Annotated in this window: 17 protein-coding genes; all 17 read right to left on the reverse strand. The window is 45.3% G+C overall.

Features of this window, described 5'->3' with window-relative positions:
- Positions 1-13 precede the first annotated feature (13 nt).
- Positions 14-1,354: a sensor histidine kinase gene (locus HPL003_RS20995; protein WP_014281770.1), complete on the reverse strand. Its 1,341-nt coding sequence runs from the start codon at positions 1,352-1,354 to the stop codon at positions 14-16.
- A gap of 32 nt (positions 1,355-1,386) precedes the next feature.
- Entirely contained in the window at positions 1,387-2,070 is a 684-nt protein-coding gene (locus HPL003_RS21000) for a response regulator transcription factor (protein WP_238533535.1), read from the reverse strand.
- 333 nt (positions 2,071-2,403) lie between these two features.
- Complete coding sequence (gene phnE, locus HPL003_RS21005) at positions 2,404-3,219, reverse strand: phosphonate ABC transporter, permease protein PhnE (protein ID WP_202946270.1); 816 nt, start codon at positions 3,217-3,219, stop codon at positions 2,404-2,406.
- Positions 3,209-3,988, reverse strand: a complete 780-nt coding sequence (gene phnC, locus HPL003_RS21010) for a phosphonate ABC transporter ATP-binding protein (RefSeq protein WP_014281773.1) — start codon at positions 3,986-3,988, stop codon at positions 3,209-3,211. The genes phnE and phnC overlap by 11 nt, the downstream gene beginning before the upstream one ends.
- A 23-nt stretch (positions 3,989-4,011) precedes the next feature.
- Positions 4,012-4,965 (reverse strand): phosphonate ABC transporter substrate-binding protein, encoded by a 954-nt coding sequence (gene phnD / locus HPL003_RS21015; RefSeq protein ID WP_238533404.1) that lies wholly within the window; start codon positions 4,963-4,965, stop codon positions 4,012-4,014.
- Positions 4,962-5,720, reverse strand: coding sequence for an HpcH/HpaI aldolase family protein (locus tag HPL003_RS21020; protein WP_193372618.1), 759 nt, complete (start codon positions 5,718-5,720; stop codon positions 4,962-4,964). Before HPL003_RS21020 ends, phnD begins: the two co-directional genes overlap by 4 nt.
- Before the next feature lie 57 nt (positions 5,721-5,777).
- Complete coding sequence (locus tag HPL003_RS21025) at positions 5,778-6,917, reverse strand: M20 family metallopeptidase (protein ID WP_014281776.1); 1,140 nt, start codon at positions 6,915-6,917, stop codon at positions 5,778-5,780.
- 6 nt (positions 6,918-6,923) lie between these two features.
- Positions 6,924-8,432: an alkaline phosphatase family protein gene (locus tag HPL003_RS21030; protein WP_014281777.1), complete on the reverse strand. Its 1,509-nt coding sequence runs from the start codon at positions 8,430-8,432 to the stop codon at positions 6,924-6,926.
- A gap of 16 nt (positions 8,433-8,448) precedes the next feature.
- Positions 8,449-9,762, reverse strand: coding sequence for an ABC transporter substrate-binding protein (locus HPL003_RS21035; protein WP_014281778.1), 1,314 nt, complete (start codon positions 9,760-9,762; stop codon positions 8,449-8,451).
- Positions 9,763-9,795: 33 nt separating this feature from the next.
- Positions 9,796-10,515, reverse strand: coding sequence for a carbohydrate ABC transporter permease (locus tag HPL003_RS21040; RefSeq protein ID WP_148267417.1), 720 nt, complete (start codon positions 10,513-10,515; stop codon positions 9,796-9,798).
- Positions 10,516-10,634: 119 nt separating this feature from the next.
- A complete protein-coding gene (locus tag HPL003_RS21045) occupies positions 10,635-11,543 on the reverse strand; it encodes a carbohydrate ABC transporter permease (RefSeq protein ID WP_238533405.1) in 909 nt (302 codons plus the stop codon).
- Positions 11,544-11,632: 89 nt separating this feature from the next.
- Positions 11,633-12,850, reverse strand: a complete 1,218-nt coding sequence (locus HPL003_RS21050; RefSeq protein ID WP_014281781.1) for a pyridoxal phosphate-dependent aminotransferase — start codon at positions 12,848-12,850, stop codon at positions 11,633-11,635.
- Positions 12,851-13,034: 184 nt separating this feature from the next.
- On the reverse strand, positions 13,035-13,823 hold the full coding sequence (locus HPL003_RS21055) for a DeoR/GlpR family DNA-binding transcription regulator (RefSeq protein ID WP_014281782.1): 789 nt from the start codon (positions 13,821-13,823) through the stop codon (positions 13,035-13,037).
- 191 nt (positions 13,824-14,014) lie between these two features.
- Positions 14,015-15,103 (reverse strand): GerAB/ArcD/ProY family transporter, encoded by a 1,089-nt coding sequence (locus HPL003_RS21060; RefSeq protein ID WP_014281783.1) that lies wholly within the window; start codon positions 15,101-15,103, stop codon positions 14,015-14,017.
- Between the two features lie 13 nt (positions 15,104-15,116).
- Positions 15,117-15,341: a hypothetical protein gene (locus HPL003_RS21065; protein WP_014281784.1), complete on the reverse strand. Its 225-nt coding sequence runs from the start codon at positions 15,339-15,341 to the stop codon at positions 15,117-15,119.
- Between the two features lie 18 nt (positions 15,342-15,359).
- Complete coding sequence (locus HPL003_RS21070; protein ID WP_148267418.1) at positions 15,360-16,487, reverse strand: Ger(x)C family spore germination protein; 1,128 nt, start codon at positions 16,485-16,487, stop codon at positions 15,360-15,362.
- 63 nt (positions 16,488-16,550) lie between these two features.
- Complete coding sequence (locus HPL003_RS21075) at positions 16,551-18,053, reverse strand: spore germination protein (protein ID WP_014281786.1); 1,503 nt, start codon at positions 18,051-18,053, stop codon at positions 16,551-16,553.
- Between the last annotated feature and the right edge of the window lie 169 nt (positions 18,054-18,222).

Consider the following 18,222-nt stretch of genomic DNA (forward strand, 5'->3'; position numbering starts at 1 on the left):
AATGAACAGCATGTTACAAATGAGGCAATGCCACAGTAAAGAGTGTCCCTTCAGTCGAGCTGGTCACTTCAATGCGACCTCCGTGGATCTGGACAATTTTTTTTACAATCGCCAGCCCAAGTCCTGATCGTCCGGAAGAAGACTTTCGGGCAGCGTCCACACGGTAGAACCGATCAAAAATAAATGGTAAATGTTCTGGGGGAATTCCGTTCCCTGTATCCCGAATATAAATCAAACATTCAGAACCTATTTGCTCTGCTCGTATATCGATAGTTCTTCCATGGGGGATATGATTCACCGCGTTGCTAAGTAAGTTCATCCATATTTGCATCAGCAATACCTCGTCCCCATAAATCTTAATTGAATCGGGTACGGACATTTTTAGCAACAGTTCCTTCTCGTCCAGTTGCCATTGCAGCATTTGAACCGCTTGACGAATTTGACTCCGCAGCGGAAAAGCCATTTTTGATAAAGCCGATTGCCCTTGTTCCAGTGATGAAAGCAATAGAAGTTGTTTGCTCAGCAATGAGAGATGGCGGCTTTCTTCTTCGATAATGGTTGAATAGTGCTCACGATCTTCTTGGGGCAGATCACACTCGGCCAATACTTTAGCGAATCCTTGAATTGAAGTGAGAGGTGATTGAATTTCATGCGATACATTCGCCACAAATTGTTGACGTGATTGATCGACTCTCTCCAATTCACGGCTCATAATCATGAAATGTCCGGCCAATTGCCCGATTTCATCTCGTCTTTTGGTCGATAATGTAAGATTATAGTTACCTTGGGCAATTTGTTTTGTCGCATCAGACAGGCGTGTAAGCGGCTTAACCAAATATCTGGTACTGATTAAAAACAGTAAGATGCTTATTGCGACAGTGAGAAGGCCGATCAATGCGAAGAAAATACGCAATTCGCCAAACTGTAGAATCACGTCGGGGCGCATAAATAAGGCATAATTTTTATTGCTGAACTGAACAAGTATTCCAACTGTGTTGCTTAACCGATTATCGAAGAAGCCTGAGATAAACCATTTGTTTGGGAACTGGGCGACACCGTGATACACTTTCCCTGCCAATACCAAATCTATTGCTTTCTCGTCCAAATCCCGCACCCGGAATTCACGTCCATAGGATCGATCATCGCCTTGGCCATCCGTCACATAAATTTCATAACCAAGTGATGCCGCATTTTGCAAATATAAATCAATACTTTCAGGTGTTTTCTCAACATATTGTTTCATTTGCTTTACAATGCTTACCAACTTCTCGTCATTGTAAGGCTTCAGTTTTACATGATAGTAAGTATTCGATAAAAGAAATCCCAGTATGCTGCTGGAAACGATAACAGCCAACGTAGTTAAGAAGACTCGTAAGTACAACGATCTCACCGCGCTTTCACCTCAATCTTATAACCGATACCTCGCACCGTCTGGATCGTGAAATCCTCCGTATAATCAGCAAAACGCTGGCGCAGCCTTTTAATATGAACACTTACGGTATTGTCATCGCCTTCATAGTCCGCTCCCCAGACAAGGCGAATCAGTTCGTCGCGTGAGAAAAGCCGTCCCGGATACTGCGCAAGCTGTGAAAGCAGCTCGAATTCTTTCATAGGCATAATGAAAACGGTTTGACCATCCGATACTTCGACATTTTTCCGATCGATCACGATGCGATTCATCCGAATGATGTCACCGAAAGTTCGATGATAGCGGCGAAACAGCGCCTTAACTCTAAAAACCAATTCTTCCGAATCAAACGGTTTCGTTACATAATCGTCTGTTCCTCGCAAATAGCCCTGTTTTTTATCCGATAGTTGATCCAATGCAGTAAGCATGATGATCGGAATATCATAGTTCGTCCTAATATAATCGCATAGGTCGAAACCATCCAATCCAGGCATCATAATATCAATAATCGCCAGATCTATAGGAGCTTGTTCCAGCAATTTGACCGCATCTATGCCGTCTTGGGCCTCATGCACCTGATAGCCTTCCTTTGTCATGGCATATCGAACGAGCCTTCTGATATTTGCATTATCGTCAGTGAGAAGCAAATGCTTTATCATTATGGAATCACTACACTCCGTTTCGTCTCAAATTTAAAAGTTTTATTATATCATATCCCAATTCCCACATGCTGATAATTGAATCGGTTCCGAATCGCTCATCATAAGCGGCTTTATAACGTTGTTGTCGGTTTCCACATTCCGGTCAAGCGATGGAATCAATGCCGTAATTTCGGTCATGATTTACACATGCACAGACATACGAAAAATAGGGCGCTCCCTGTTCATTCAGGAACGCCCTCCTCGCATTGAATATTCGTTTTATTATCGCCACATTTGCTTTAGAGATTTCAGTTCTCCTTCAGCAGCATTCATGGAATAATACATTTCCGCATCCTATATAATACGCTGGCGAATTTTTGCGCACAATGTATCCAAAATCATGACTGTGGCCAAGATTAAGATAACAATGGTAAGTGATTCCTGGTACCGGAAAAGACGGAGAGTACTAGTCAGTTCAAATCCTACCCCCCCGGCTCCGACCAGCCCCAGTACTGTTGCTGACCTTACATTGATTTCCCAGCGATAGAGGTTTACGGTTATAAACTCTGGCAAAATTTGTGGCCAGATGGCATAGCGGATAACCTGCCAACGATTGGCACCTGACGCTTCCAGGGCTTCGATCTGGCCTTTATCAGTATTTTCGATAGCTTCAGCATAAAATTTACCGAGCATTCCCGCCGAATGGATGGCAAGAGCCAGTACACCGGGAAACGGTCCTAAGCCCACTGCAGTTACAAAAATTAACGCCACAATCATTTCCGAAATCGATCGGATCGTGTTAAGAATAGTGCGGCAAATATTGTAAATCACAGGATGTGGACTGATATTTTGGGCCGCACCTATTCCAAGCGGAATAGCAATGATGACGGCAAGTACAGTACCAACAAGTGCCATTTGAACGGTCTCAAGAACGGATAATGAATATTTGCCCAAATGTGTAAAATCTGGAGGAAATGATCTGGAGATAAAATCCCATATATTGGGGAGTCCTTTGATCAGATCGAAAATACTGAAATTAACCTGCTGAGCACTCCAGCCTAATACAACAAGAGCAACAATTGTAGATAACAATTTCGGGAAATTTTTTTTTACGTCAAAAGACTCCCGGCCAACCTTGGCACTCATACTATTTTTCTGATCATCCATCATGTCTTTGCTCCTCATGCTTTCTATCTTCACCTGATTCCTGATTGTTCTCGTAAAGTCGATACAAATCAGAAGCATTGACCTGATCAGAACGATAATCCGCCACGATATTCCCGGAGTTCAGACCGAGAATTCTTTTGCTGTATTTTGGAGCCAGGTCAATCTGATGCAGGGTAATAATCATGGTTAATTTCTCTTCCTCATAGATTTCCATCAAAAGATCCATGATAGAATGGGATGTTTTGGGGTCCAGGCTGGCAACAGGCTCATCGGCAAGCAGTAATTTCGGCTGTTGAACCAAGGCTCTCGCAATAGCAATCCTTTGCATTTGCCCACCGCTCAAGCTATCGGCTCTTTGATTCCGTTTCTCAACTAATCCTACCTTCTCCAGGTAATGAAGAGCTAATTCATAGTCTTCCTTTTTATACACCTTGAATAAAGATGGTAGGGTCGGATTATAGGACAGGCGCCCACAGAGCACGTTATCCAGTACTGTGAGCCGCTTGACAAGGTTAAAATTCTGAAAGATCATTCCGATATTTTTTCTTATAAACCGTATTTCCTTTTTATTGGTTGGAAGCTTTTTTCCATCCATATAGATACTGCCGGAAGTTGCTTCAACCAACCCGTTCAAGCACCTTAACAGGGTTGATTTGCCGGCCCCGCTGGGGCCGAGCAACACAACCGCGTCATTGCTTTCAAAGGAGCAATTAATATTTTTTAAAATGATTTCTTGACCATAAGATTTGACCAAGTCAACTACTTCAATCATTGTTTTCCTCCGTTGTATTAAGACTATTTCATTTTTGTAAGATCCACGTTCAATATTTTTGCGATTTCCCGTAAATTGTCATAAGCTGAATCCTTCGTTTCTCCATATTTATCCAATCCCAAGGCCTTCAAAGATTCAGGGGATTCCTTATCCATGTCAAGATACGCCTGTTTAATTTTCCTAATCAATCCGCTGTCCAGATCTTTTCGTACTGCTACCGGAGAGGTAGGAATGGGAGCAGACTCATGAATAATATCTACATCCGGGAGCAGGTTTTTCTCCATCATTGTTTTATATTCGGTATCGGAAGTAGCACCGGCATCCACTTTTTTATTCTGCACTGACAGAGCCGAAGCATCCCCTCCACCCGCATAGATCGAAGTGGAAAAGTCTTTGTCAGGATCAATCCCATTTTTCAGCAGTTCGTTTCTAGGCACTAAATTTCCTGAAGTGGATGCCGGATCGATAAATGCAAATGTCTTTCCTTTAAGGTCGGAAATACTTTTAATTCCCGAGTCCTTGCGTGCAAGGATAACGCTCTTGTACGTCGGCAATCCAGTTTCTAACGTAACCTTCGACACGATAGCCTCGGCATTGGCCTTGTCGGTAGCCAGCAAATATGAAAAAGGTCCTAAATGGGCAACGTCAATTTGCTTGCTCCTCATTGCTTCCACTACAGCTGTATAATCATTGGCCACAAAGATTTCAACTTCTAAGCCGAGCTTCTTGGAAAGATAATTTTTTAAAGGCTCCATTTTGGATTCAACATTTTCACTGTCTTCGCTGGGAATAACCCCGATTCTCAATTTGTCAGGCTGACTGCTTTTAGCAGCTCCAGTGTTTTGAGTGCCTTGTGCGGTGCATCCAATCGTTCCGAAGATGAATAGAATACACAATAAGGGGATAAGTGCTTTTCTTATGTTAGACATGATATTGCTCCTCTCCAATCCGTTCATGTTTATAGCTTGAGCATTCAATCCTTGGCATTCCCTAAGAATTCGGAAGATGAATAAGCCAGCAGCGTCGTTAAATGCGTATAGTAATATTGAACCCCTTGCTCCAGACGTCTCGGCGTTATTTCAAGATTCCCTGCCGTACCCGCCACCTTACCTGATTCAATGATTTTTGAGAAAGCATCATCCATAACCTTTTGTACCACAGGATGCCCGGCATTTCCGGGATGTCCAAGAGATTGAGAAAGGTCGGAAGGACCTATAAATAACACGTCAATTCCTTCAACTTTTGCGATGGAATCAAGGTTATCAACAGCATCCTTGTCCTCAATTTGGACGCAGACCAACAGATCTTGATTAGCCTGTTCGGCATATTCGGTTAAAGTAATCCCGAATCCGTAATTGGCAGAGCGTGTTCCCACGGCCAAGCTTCTGTTGCCGATCGGATGGTATTTTACAGCGTTGATGATTTCCTGAGCCTCTGCCGCAGAGCTGACATGGGGCGCTTGTATCCCCTTCACACCACGATCCATGTATTGCCCGATCAGTTCCGGATCGTTTTTTTGCGGTCTAATGATAGGTGTGATGTTGCTCGCTTCGGCTGCCATGACCATGTATTCAACGGTTTCCAAGGTTATGGAACCATGCTCGCAATCAATCAGCACCCAATCGTATCCTAATTTCCCGGCCATTTCTACAAGCTGGACAGAAGGGATCATAATGGAGACCCCTAAAGCCGCTTTACCTGCTAAAAGTTTTTGCTTCATCTTATTTCGCAATGTAATATCCCCTTTAAAACATTGGTATTTTTATTTAATCCCATGCAAGTTAAGTATTTATTCACGACTTAATCGTTTAATCAAATTAGCCAGCAGCCTTGTTCTCGGCAACAAGCTTTCGATATCCAAAAACTCCTCAGCAGTATGCGCGTTACCGCCACGCGGACCTAACGCATCAATCGTAGCTATCCCTACTGCCGAAGTCAGGTTGCCGTCCGATCCTGAACCTATTTTCATATCCGTTAACGAATCTCCCAGCTGCATCGCTTCTTCTTGCACGATTTTCAATAAATGCTCAGATTTCGCAGTTTTGATCATCGGAGGTCTTGTAATACCGCCTTGCAAGACTAACGTTGTTCCTTCAGTCGTTGCCGCCCCGCAAATATCTCTGATTTTGCGCTCCAACTCCATAGCCTGTTCCAATGTCTCCATTCGTACATCAATCGAAGCCTTGGCCTGGGCAGCAATTGTGTTGGGCGTCGTTCCGCCGCTAATCACCCCGACATTGACATGTACGCCTGCACTTGGATCAGTCAGCGCATGAAGTTGAATAATTTTATGCGCAAGTTCACCAATGGCGCTTCGTCCCTTTTCCGGTTCTTCCCCGGAATGCGCCGCCTTACCGGTTACATGCAATTCGAATTTCCCCCCGCCGCGCCGTCCGGTTATAAGCCTCCCCGTCATATCGCTCGGTTCAACGATCAAAGCATACTTCACGCTTGCCGCTTCACGCTCAATCAATTCCCTGGAATAAATCGAACCGTGCTCTTCATCCGAATTCAGAATGATTTTGACCCGCTTGAAGCTCTCGTCGCCTTGTTCAATCAATGATTTTATCGCAAACAGCGTCATGACCAGACTGGCCTTCATATCGTATATGCCGGGTCCGTAAGCAAAGGCTTCATCGCGTGAAAATGGCCGTCTTTGTGCGGTACCCACAGGAAATACCGTGTCCATATGCCCAATAATCAAGATGTTCGGGTGCTGCTCCTCAGGATGAACAATGACCAAATGATCCCCCCGCTCGGATTGCCGATCGACCGCAACCTGAAATCCAAGCGCCTGATAAGCAGAAGCCAGCACATCCCCCACCTGCTCCACACCCGCTTTATAAAACGTCCCGCTATCGATATTGACAAGCTTCTCAATCAGGTCAAGCATGTCCGCTTCCTTGTTATCCCAAAAATTTGTCGGCATCGTATCTCATCCTTTCTTCGCGGCTTTCGCAAGAGCTTCTTTCGTATTTTCACAAAAACAATCGGTGAGATATGTCGATCCATTCACATTAGCGATCTGAATTCCTTTTACTCGTTCGGAATCCGCATATAATTCTTCATACTTCACAGCGTCGTGCTGAACTGCCTGCTCTTCGCAACCTTTCAGACCTTCAAATAAAACCCTTCCTGTAAAGCCGCTTTCACCCGTAACCCCAACCAGGTGCAAAGCCGTTGGCGCAATGTCAATAATGCCTGCCGGAATGTCCGTCACATGACCTTTTTTAAAGCTTGGGCCGATTCCCATGCAAAACGGTCGCATATCCTCATTCCGGATAGAGCCATGATAGGCTTTATTCTCCGTCTTGGAGTTTAAATAATGAACAACGCCTTGAATGCCATCCTGATTTATTTCATCGGTCCACGCTGGCACAACGGCCAACAGAGGGGCTCTCTCGTGAGTAATGTTTCCGATCACCGCACTCAAAGGCAGAGCATTGTTCAGTTGCTGATGAAGCGGTTCTCTCGCCAATAGCATACCGCACCAAGGTTGAGCGGATAACCAGTCAGCGAACGCCTGCAATTCCTCGACTTGATTCTCGTCCCCATAAATGAAAGCGTCCACTGCGATAAAATTCAGTTCTCTATTCAATTCTTTCCGGGCTTGATTCAAGTAATGCTCCAGACTACCGACCATGTTCGCTGTTGAATGTCCGTGATCGCTGATCAGCATGATATCCAATTCATCCTCGAGGCCAAGTTGCGAGACAGCCTCCAAAATCTCGGACAAACATTGATCCACTAGCCTTAGGGCTTGTTTAGCCTCTTGCGAACCAATGCCGCAATAATGTTGCGTTTCATCCGGTTCGGGAAGCCACAGCACCATAACGGTATTCTGCTCATCAGGCAATTGCTGTTCAATGAGCGTGCGAACGGACCATAAAGTGCGTTCCTTCTTGCGGATCGAGACATCGGTTTCGTCAGCGACCGGGCCTCGGGCAGCATGCATTTCGCTAAGCTCTGGAAGACCATAGTCGGTAGACGGATTCATGACATGCTGCGGATGGTTAAAATTCCAGAGCAATGAAGCTCCGGGCGAACTTCCGCCCGAAACCGTCAAGCGCAAGTTCGCTTCGGCCAATCGGTCCCCAAGCGTCGGACGCAAGAGCAGCTCTTCCCCCGTTCGTTGCTGGAATTGCAATATTTCCCGATGGTCACCTGTCTGCAGCAGTCCGTCTTCCGAAAAGTGAGGCGCGTACATGAGATTGCCCATCAAACCATGCTGCCCTGGATAGGATCCAGTCGTTAATGAGGCCATGCACACCCGTGTCAGCGATGGATAAGCCGAATAAAAAGATTTGAATAGCGTCCCGTTTTGCATTAACTGGCAATAAGTAGGCATCGTGTCGGCATTAACCTGATCGGGCCTTAATCCATCCGTTCCGATAATGAGTACCCGCCGTCCCGAAGGACTTTTCTTCTCAGTCGTTTTCCCCATGGTTTCTCAGTCCTCTCTATTTCTTCAACAGCTCACGTATCTTGTCGGCAGCTTCCTTCATTGATTGTTGGGCCGGAACATTTTCGGCATAGGTTCTTCCGAGCGCATTTTGGATTTCAGTCTCAATCTTTTCGAAGTTAGGCACCACCGGGATTCCCTTACCATAAGGAAGTTGATCGATAGTGATTTTGAAGAAAGGATTTTCTTTATAAAACTTCGCCATTTCAGGCGCATCAACGGCAGATTTGCGAATCGGCATATATCCGGTATGCTCAGCAAAATAAATGGTTTGCTGCTTATCGGTAAGGAACTTCATGAACTTCCAGGCTGCATCTTGCTTTTCCTTCGGTGCCTTCGCCACAATGGCGAGATTTCCCCCAGAGGTTGTAGGAACCGCATATTCTTTAAACTTTGGCACAAAATTGACGCCAAGCTTAAACTTGACATTCTGTTGGACCTGGTTCAGGTCTCCTGTTGAGGCCAGCAGGAAAGCTACCTTGCCGTTTTGGAAATTGATCATTTCCTGATCGCCGTCTCTATTCCCGCCCATAGGCTGCATCATGGTTTTATCGTCATATATCATTTTCTGGTACATTTCCAGACCTTGAATCGCCGGCGCTTGGTCGATCACAACATCCTTTTGATCCGGGCTAAGAATATCTCCCCCATTGGACCACATCAACGAGTAGTAGTAGAGGGGAGGCAGCAATGACGCGTAGCCGAATCGTTCTGTCTTCCCATCCTTGACGACGGTCGCTTTCTTCGCGGCGGCCATCATATCATCCCAAGTGGTTACCGGATGCTCTGGATCAAGCCCGATCTCCTTCGCAATATCTTTATTGTAGAACAAGATCGGAGTACTCCGGTTGAAGGGAAGGGTGTATGTCTTTCCTTCGATTAAAGTGTCGTCTACAAAGCTGTCCACAAAATCGTTGTACTTAAACTCCGGATCATTCTGAATATAAGAGTCAAGCGGCAGCAATGCTTTATTGTAAGCAAAGGACGGCCAGAATCTCGCATTTAACTGAACAACATCCGGTACAGAATTACCCACAATTGCCGTCAATAATTTCTTGCCGATATTATTCGTACTTTCCTGGAATACCGCATTGACCTTCACTTCATTTTGCGATTGATTAAATTGTTCGGTCAAATCTTTGATGGTATCCCCGATCACGCCGCTATTGCCATACCAAAACTCAATTTGTACCGGACCCTGCTTGTTATTTTGCTCTGATGTGGTGGAAGACGAAGCTCCTTGCCCACAACCTGCAAGCAACAAAACCAAACTTGACGCCATGATAACACTTTTAATGAATGTACGTTTCAATGATTTCACCTCGTTTGTATAATGGCTGATCGCTTACTTTAACCCCGTAGTGGCCACGCCTTTGACAATAAACTTCTGCATGGAAATGAATAATACGGCTAATGGAGAGATAATAACTGTAGCAGCGGCCATGACCAGATTCCACTGCGTTCCTCCGCTCCCTCCGCCGCCTTCTTCCATAAATCGCGACAGTCCTAACTGAACTGTCCGCAAATTTTCATTGTTGGTTACAATGAGCGGCCAAAACAGTTCATTATAATTCCAGATAAAGGACAACAAGATATACGTCACAACAGCAGCTCCCGATAATGGCATCATGAGATGGCGCATGATTCTGGTGTGTCCGCAGCCATCGAGAATGGCCGCTTCCTCAAGCTCTTTTGGTACTTGCATAAAGGCTTGCCGCAGCATAAATATGCCAAAGGCCTTTACGGTGAATGGCGCGATCAAGCCCATATACGTATCCACCCACCCTAATTGTTTGATCGTCAAAAAATTAGGGATAAACGTAACTTGGTCCGGAATCATCATGGTAGCGAGAACCAAGAGAAACAGAAAACCGCTTCCCTTAAAACGCAGTCTGGCAAAGGCATAAGCAGCCGGGATGATCAGCAGCAGTTGCACCACGATAGTGATGCTTGCTGTGAATAGGCTATTGAATAGATACCGGGCCAGCGGAGCCATTTTCCATATTTCCACGTAGTTTTCCCAGTGGAACACTTCCGGGAACAACGTAGGAGGAAACACGTACACTTGATCATTGCTCTTTAATGAATTGCTTAACATCCATATAAAGGGGAATAATATAACAATTGAAAAAAGAATCAAAAGGGCGAATCCGAACCAGCTAAATGCAACTCGCTTCAATCTCATTAATAGTGCACCCACCTTTTGGAGACTTTCATCTGGATGAATGTGATGAGCATAAGGATCACAAAAAGCACCGATGATGCTGCGGAAGCATAGCCGATATCAAAAAATTCAAAGGCATTCTGGTAAATGTAATAAATGATCATATTCGTGCTTTCTGCCGGTCCGCCACGGGTCATCGTAAACAGCAGATCGAAATCTTCAAAAGCGCCAATTAACGCGACGATCACAACAAACAAGATATAAGGAGAGAGCAGCGGCAGCGTAATCCGGGTAAACACCTGCAGCCTTCCCGCTCCATCCATCTTGGCCGCTTCATACAGGGATTCCGCTATATTTTGCTTGCCGGCCAGAAGAATCACCATGTAGTAGCCGACTACCTTCCATACTTTCGTAATGATTAGCGCAGCCATGGCCCACCCCGGCTTTGCCAGCCAAGGAGCGGGAGGAATAGAGAAGAAATCGAGCACCCAGTTGATCAGACCAAAATTCTGGTTGTACATCCATACCCATAGGGTTCCTATAGCCGCCATAGGCGTAATGTAGGGCAAAAATACGACCGACCGAAACCACCTGACTCCTCGCAGTTTTTCGTCCAGTACAACAGCCAGTACAGTAGCCAGCAAGACCGTAAAGCCGACTGAGAAAATTCCAAATATAAACGTGTTTCCAACGACACTCCAAAATTCGGACGAGGTAAACATCCGCGAATAATTGCCTGCGAAAATCCAATTAAAATCAGGGGTAATCAGATTCCAGTCCGTCAGGCTCAGAAAAAAGGTCATACCCATCGGATACAGATGAAATACAACAAGAAGAATAATGGCTGGAAAAACCAATACATAAGCCGTTAAATTCGTATACACCCATTTGGCTATGCTTGTTTTGTTTTTCACCGTTTGCCCGCTCAAACCCCTCTTCCTTTCCCAAACCAGATGTTTATCCATATGCACTCCTTTGCATCGATTGATGGCTTACAGAATTCGAATCATACTAGGAATCATTTCAGATTCTCCGCTCTCATTTTCAATAGAGACAATGCCGCCCTGATCAAGGCAACAGCCTCCTGCAATTGTGCCAGGGATGTAGCATAGGAAAGCCGAACAAATTGGGGAGCCTGAAACATGTCCCCCGGCGTTACGACGACACCCACTTGATCCAGCAAATATTCGGCAAAGTCCTTGCTATCAGCAATCGTCCCCTCCTCATAAACTGAACCAAAGTAACGGGACACATCCACCATCAAGTAAAAAGCACCTCTCGCATTGGGGCATGACAATCCCCGAATTGATTGAATTTCACGAATCAGATATTGCCTTCGTTCATCAAAAGATTTTGTCATTTCATTGACCGAATCCCCCTCATCTTTGAGCGCCGCAATAGCTGCATATTGACCGATCGAACTTGGATTGGAGGTGGTGTAGCTTTGAATGACCGTCATGACGCGAATCACGGGCAATGGGCCGCAGGCGTAACCGATTCGCCAGCCCGTCATGGCATACGCCTTGGATAACCCGTTGATCGTAATCGTCCGTGCTTTAATTTCCTCGCTTAAAGCCGCGATCGAGGGAACTTTCTCACCATAATTCAGATATTCATAGATTTCATCCGCAATAATGTAAAGATCATGACGAACAGCGATCATGCCGATGGCATACAACGTTTCTCGATCAAGCACCGCTCCGGTCGGATTATTGGGATTTGTCAGCAAAATAGCCCGCGTCTTGGAAGTTATTTTACTGGCAAGCCGCTCCACGTTTAGCTGAAAGTCTTGCTCCGGTTCGGTTTCAACAAACACAGGAACCGCCCCTGCGTAGGCGATCATTTCCGGGTAACTCCCCCAGCAGGGAATCGGTAAAAGAACTTCGTCGCCCTCGTTGCAAATCGAGAGCAACGCATTCGCCACGGCTTGCTTAGCTCCAGTGGTGATGACCACCTCCTCCGGGCTATAACTAAGATCGTTATCTCTCTTGAGTTTGTCACAGACAGCCTGCCGAACATCATGTGTCCCCTGCACGGGGGTATACTTCGTTACGCCTTTGATAATCGCTTCTACACCTGCATGAGCAATATGGACCGGTGTGGGAAAATCCGGTTCCCCCACGTTAAGCGCGATAAGCTTGCGGCCTGATCGGCGAAGTGTTTCGACTTTATCTCTTAATTCCGCTCCGATATAAGGATTTAGCGTGCGGGCACGATGACTCAGTTGATAATTCAATGGTTGACTTCCCCTTTCGTTTCATGTGGTTTCTACAATGAAATCTTAACACCCAAATGTAAATTAAGCGTAAAAACAACATATTTATATTGTAAATTTTATAAAAACCAATATAAACCAAAATAAAAACAACACATCATTTGTTTTCAAACGACGTGTTGTTTTTTCCACATTTCTCTTAAATTTAAATAGAAACCCATTGTAATGAGGACAATTCGGTGTGTGATTTCCATTCTTCAGGCAAGTCCGTATCCGTAATAATCATGTCCACTTCAAGCAGGGAAGTTACTTTATACAGATGCTTGACTCCCATTTTTGAAGCATCTGCTACCAGCACTTTCTTTTGGCTTTGGGCCAATAAGCTTTTCATCATTATCGCGCTCTCGCTTTGAAACGTACTGATATTTTCAGGCGTAAAACCCCCGCAGGAAAAAAAAGCTTTGTTGACGGAAATGTCCCTTAGCATGTCTTGAGCAAGCACGCCCGACATTCCCATCGAAGAAACTTGAAGCTCTCCGCCAATCTGAATCACTCGACCATCAAATTCCCCATTTCGCTTATATTGAGCGAATTCAAAAATGATCGGAACGGAATTGCTGACCACCGTAAGCTCCTTTTTGTCTCTTAAGAAAGACGGCATTTGGGCGATGGTGCTCCCTGCCTGGAGGAATATAATATCATTGTCCTCTACCCAATTGGCTGCCTCTGCAGCCAATTTTCTTTTGACCTCCAGATTGATCGACTCTCGATCGTTATATATCCATTCCAGCTTTTGATGGCTCGTTTTGATCGCTCCGCCAAATATTTTTTTTAATTTGTTCAGACTCTCCAGCTTGTCCAGGTCTCGCCGAATGGTCTCAGTTGTCACGCCGAATTTTTCGGCGAGCTCTTTTACATAAACTTTGTCGCGTTCCTCTAATTCCTGTAATATCTCTTTCCTTCTTTTCTCCACTTCGCTATAAGAAGAATGCATCCTTACCCTCCACACTCTTTATGTATTCCAGTACATTTATCTTAACTGAATCACACCAAAGAATCCATGGGGAAACGAAGGGAATAACTTTGCTTCTCGGTAATTTACAACTAAAAAACAATGTGATTTCATTTCAATAACATACTCAGATAGCATCAGCAACATAAAAACCACATCTAAACAGACATATACTACAGCCGGTTTACACGCTTTCGAATCCATGCCGTTAAGAAAAGGAGAAGACCAAGAGCAATGTAGGAAAAATCTAATATGACTTGGCTCGTTCCCAAATATATTTCGAATTCGTCAACGCTAGGGGTTCTCCACATACTCATTACTAGCGTAAGCAAGCCTAATGGAAACACAAGATGGCGATATTGTTTAAGTCCAAGTAATTGACTTGTTCCCAATGCTGCCGTGTACAGATAGGTGGTTAACTGAATGAACGTGCCGGGGAGCCAAACGATCAGTAACAAAGCGTCGACATGTTGGAAAAATTCCCCTATTTTTATGTACCGAACAACTTCAATAAACGGATAATTCAATGTGCTGACATGCTTGCCGAAAAGAAAAACAGATACGAGCCCAGAGACAGACAATGTAACCATGAGACAAAGCCAGGTTAATAATACGTACGCTTTCATTTTCCTCTGATTTGACACGAACGGGGAATATATTCCAAGCATCATATATCCAGAGAACCAACTTAACGGAATGATGGCCCCCTTAACAGAAGGAATGATCCCTTTGCCCATAATAGGTAAGATATTGTTTATGTCCCATTCAGTAATCGACAAGATGACCAACAGTCCGAACACCAAGAATGTAAGCGGAAGGTACAGTTGTGCAAGCCTTCCTAAAACCTCCACACCACCTCTGACGGCGTAGGATACAAGCAAGACCATACCGCTAATGAGGATAAGTGGGGGAGTTTTTCGTAAAAAGACGGCCGAAATAAAGTCACCGTATTCCCTCAATATAACGGAAGTCAGAATAATTCCGTATAATATGACGGCAAGCCCCGCGACTTTGCCCAACCAAGGTCCAAGCAGCCGCTCACTGTACTGGATTATGGTTTCCTTCTGAAACATGTGACTGAGGCGGAGCATCGCAAGAACGAATAGCAAACCGGGCAGATGAGCCCAAATTGGTGATAACCACAAATCATGCCCAGCATCCTTTCCCGTTATTTTTGGAATATACAGGATTCCGTCGTAGGCAGCAACCGAATAAAAAAGAAGACCTAGCTGCGCTGCGGAAATCTTTCCTTTCTCCATCATAGAAAAACTCTCCTCATTTCAAACCGGAAATCAACGGCTTGAATATACTGTTAAACATAACGATCGGCCCAGGAATATCGGGAAATATAAGGATGAGCACAGCCATGAGCCATGCGATACCTGTAACGGCGATCAATGACGCCCGTTCTTTCTTTTGATTGTCTACTAGACAGCGCCACTCAGCCCAAACTATCAAGGCGATTGCAAATGTTGTTCCCGCCACGTTTAACCAAGTCACTTGGCTCTACACCTCATTTCAAGAATCGCCGACGGGCTCATTGTTCATCCCGATTTGTTGGATCTTTACCTTAACCATCACATTGGCTTGAACCGAAGGATATATTCGTTTCCAACGCTTTTCTAAATGTTGCCATTCCCGAGGATTTCGGCGGTTGATCGCTTCGCCGAAGCCGAAAATATCGGCCCCCATCCCTTGGGCTTGCTTAATTGTTGTCTCTACTTTTCGTCGGATTTTGTCGGCAGCTGCATGTTCAATATCGCGAATAAATTTCGAATCCGAAGTTTTAAAGTGAGTCGTATTTTGAACGACGCTCATCTCGGCTTCGATAAAAAAGTCCATATGCGGTATTTCTCCCTCAAGTTTTGGAACAAGTCGAGTGCTGGAAGAAAGGACTCCTAACGATAGTAACGAAGAGGGGGGCCATTCCAACTTCACCGTCTCAACATCCCCTTCCATCTCTTTCAAGATCCATTTCATCCCCGAGAATGACTCCCCTTGAATCAATCCGACCATATGGTTACGGGAGAAGACTGCATAACCTTTCACATATGGGACGCTTTCCTTTCCGTCTTGTGTAGTGTCGACATAAGGAACTACCGCATCTTTTGAAATATTGCCGAGGTTCTGTACGAGACGGTTTAGGGTTATCGATCTGCGAAAGATCCATTTGGATTCACCGCCCAGAAAATCCGCTTTGGTCCGTTCGAGCGGGGAGGCGGAAGTGAGAAAAGCACGTGCTGTATCCTTGCAGACGAATGGTTGAACCCGAAGGCGAATATTACTGTCGCGAGCGAGATAATCCAACTGTTCCCGTAACTGGCTGCGAGATAACGATTCTCCTACAACCAACATTTCAAGTTGCCCCCAGTAGACGGCGCGGGACAGCTTTCGCTGTAGATCGGAGGCAGCTTCCGCTATCGTTGCCCCCGAAGCGGACCAAATCAAAGTCGAACCGCTAGTTTTAGATTTACTGTTATTCTGTTGTGTCGCACCCCCTCCCTCCTTAGGAATGACAATCTCTAGAGATAATTCAATCTCCCCATCTTTCTTCTGGTCCAAACCGGCTGTAGTCACAATCGCCAGATCATTTACTTCGTTTCTGTCCCAACAACCCGTTGAAAATAGCAAAACGGATGCCGTCATTACTAGCAATACTCCCTTACAAACATGTATCCAGATGAATAATAATCTTATCTCCATAATCCGTCAGTCCCCGCCTCCCCTGCCTGAGCCCGGTTTCTGCCCCCGAGCAAGTCGATGGCGGTTCTGTAATTTTGCAAAACCGGGACGGCTTGTCATTTTCCATCGTGGAGCCCGAATGGCGGTATCCATCATTTCATTTGGGACAAAAGGTGCAAAAGGAGATAAGAATGGGACGCCGTAAGAACGAAGCATACACAAATGCGTCGTTATCGCAATAATACCAAACATCACACCAAGCAACCCTAGCGTCCCACCAAGAATAATGAGCGGCAGCCTCAATAGACGAATGGCGAACTCTAGAGAATAGTGGGGAGCTGTAAATCCCGCAATGCCTGTGAACGCAATAATAATAACGATCGGTGCCGACACGAGCCCGGCCGAGACAGCGGCTTCTCCTACGACTAACGCACCGACGATCGTAACAGCCGAACCGATTTGCCTTGGAAGACGGAGACCGGCTTCACGCAGCACCTCGAACGCGAGTTGCATCATCATTACTTCTAAGAAAGTCGGGAACGGAATTTCCTCACGTGCTGAGGCAATACTGACCAACAGCTTGCCTGGCACCATTTCATGATGAAAATTCAAAATCGCGACGTACACTGCCGGAAGTATCATGGATAAGATAAGCGTCCAGTACCGCAAAAAACGCAAGAAGCTGGAGTACACTGATCGGTTGTAATAATCGTCTGCTGCTTGCAGAAGCGTAGCCAACGTCGCGGGAACGATGAGCACATCAGGCGTGCCGTCGACCAACAGAACGACACGGCCTTCGAGCAAGCTCGCTACCACAACATCAACCCGTTCCGTAAACTGCTGCTGTGGAAACGGCGAGTATGGATTGTCTTCTGTTAGTTCTTCTATGTACCCGGTCTCCAGTACGCTGTCGATATCGATACGCTCAAGCCTGCTTTGCACCTCATGTAATAAGGAAGGTTTAGCCAAACCGTCAATATAAGCAATACAGATTTCAGTCCCCGTATAGCTGCCAATTCTGTGCGATTTTACTTGCAGCTTTATGCTCTGAATTCTTCGTCGCAACAGCGAAAGATTGGTCGAAATCGATTCGGTAAAGCCTTCACGTGGCCCCCGCAACGATGTCTCAGTCTGAGGTTCTTCTATATTACGCTTGTCCCATTGAGCGACTCCTAGTAGTAAAGCACTGGTACAACCGTCAATTAGAAGAATGGAATTTCCTTGGATCAATTGCTTAGCACATTCCTCAACGGTCGCAGCCTCATCGACAGAATTTACGGATAGGAGGCGCATTTTAACAGATTGCAAATCGCTGCATACTACGTCCCTCGATTGCATGAGAGGCTTCAGGACGTTATTGTCGATCTCCTGCCTATCTGACATGCTCTGTATATTGACGAGTTCAGCCCTGATCGTTCCACCGATCAAAAACGAGCGAAACGAAACGTCATCGGCTTTACCTAGTACTCCTTTGAGAGCCTCTACATTGGGGTCTAACTCAGTAACCAGAGCAGTGCGATCTTTTTGCACCCTCACCTCCTCCTATCACCAAATCAAGTTATGGCTGTTCAATTTTATTGATGTTTAATTTAACCTGAGAGACGATTTTTTATCCCCATCTTTCACCAGTTACAAAAGCAATGTTTCTCTAACGCTCAAAAACCGAGCGGATAACGATAAAAGAAAGAGCAAGCATTAG

The sequence above is a fragment of the Paenibacillus terrae HPL-003 genome (assembly GCF_000235585.1).
Lineage (GTDB): Bacteria > Bacillota > Bacilli > Paenibacillales > Paenibacillaceae > Paenibacillus > Paenibacillus terrae_B.

What these genes read in the sequence shown, in the direction of transcription:
- phnE (WP_202946270.1), bottom strand. Translation starts at nt 3,219, where the DNA reads ATGATGGATGATCAGAAAAATAGTATGAGTGCCAAGGTTGGCCGGGAG.
- phnC (WP_014281773.1), bottom strand. Translation starts at nt 3,988, where the DNA reads ATGATTGAAGTAGTTGACTTGGTCAAATCTTATGGTCAAGAAATCATT.
- HPL003_RS21025 (WP_014281776.1), bottom strand. Translation starts at nt 6,917, where the DNA reads ATGCCGACAAATTTTTGGGATAACAAGGAAGCGGACATGCTTGACCTG.
- HPL003_RS21030 (WP_014281777.1), bottom strand. Translation starts at nt 8,432, where the DNA reads ATGGGGAAAACGACTGAGAAGAAAAGTCCTTCGGGACGGCGGGTACTC.
- HPL003_RS21055 (WP_014281782.1), bottom strand. Translation starts at nt 13,823, where the DNA reads ATGCATTCTTCTTATAGCGAAGTGGAGAAAAGAAGGAAAGAGATATTA.
- HPL003_RS21060 (WP_014281783.1), bottom strand. Translation starts at nt 15,103, where the DNA reads ATGATGGAGAAAGGAAAGATTTCCGCAGCGCAGCTAGGTCTTCTTTTT.
- HPL003_RS21070 (WP_148267418.1), bottom strand. Translation starts at nt 16,487, where the DNA reads ATGACGGCATCCGTTTTGCTATTTTCAACGGGTTGTTGGGACAGAAAC.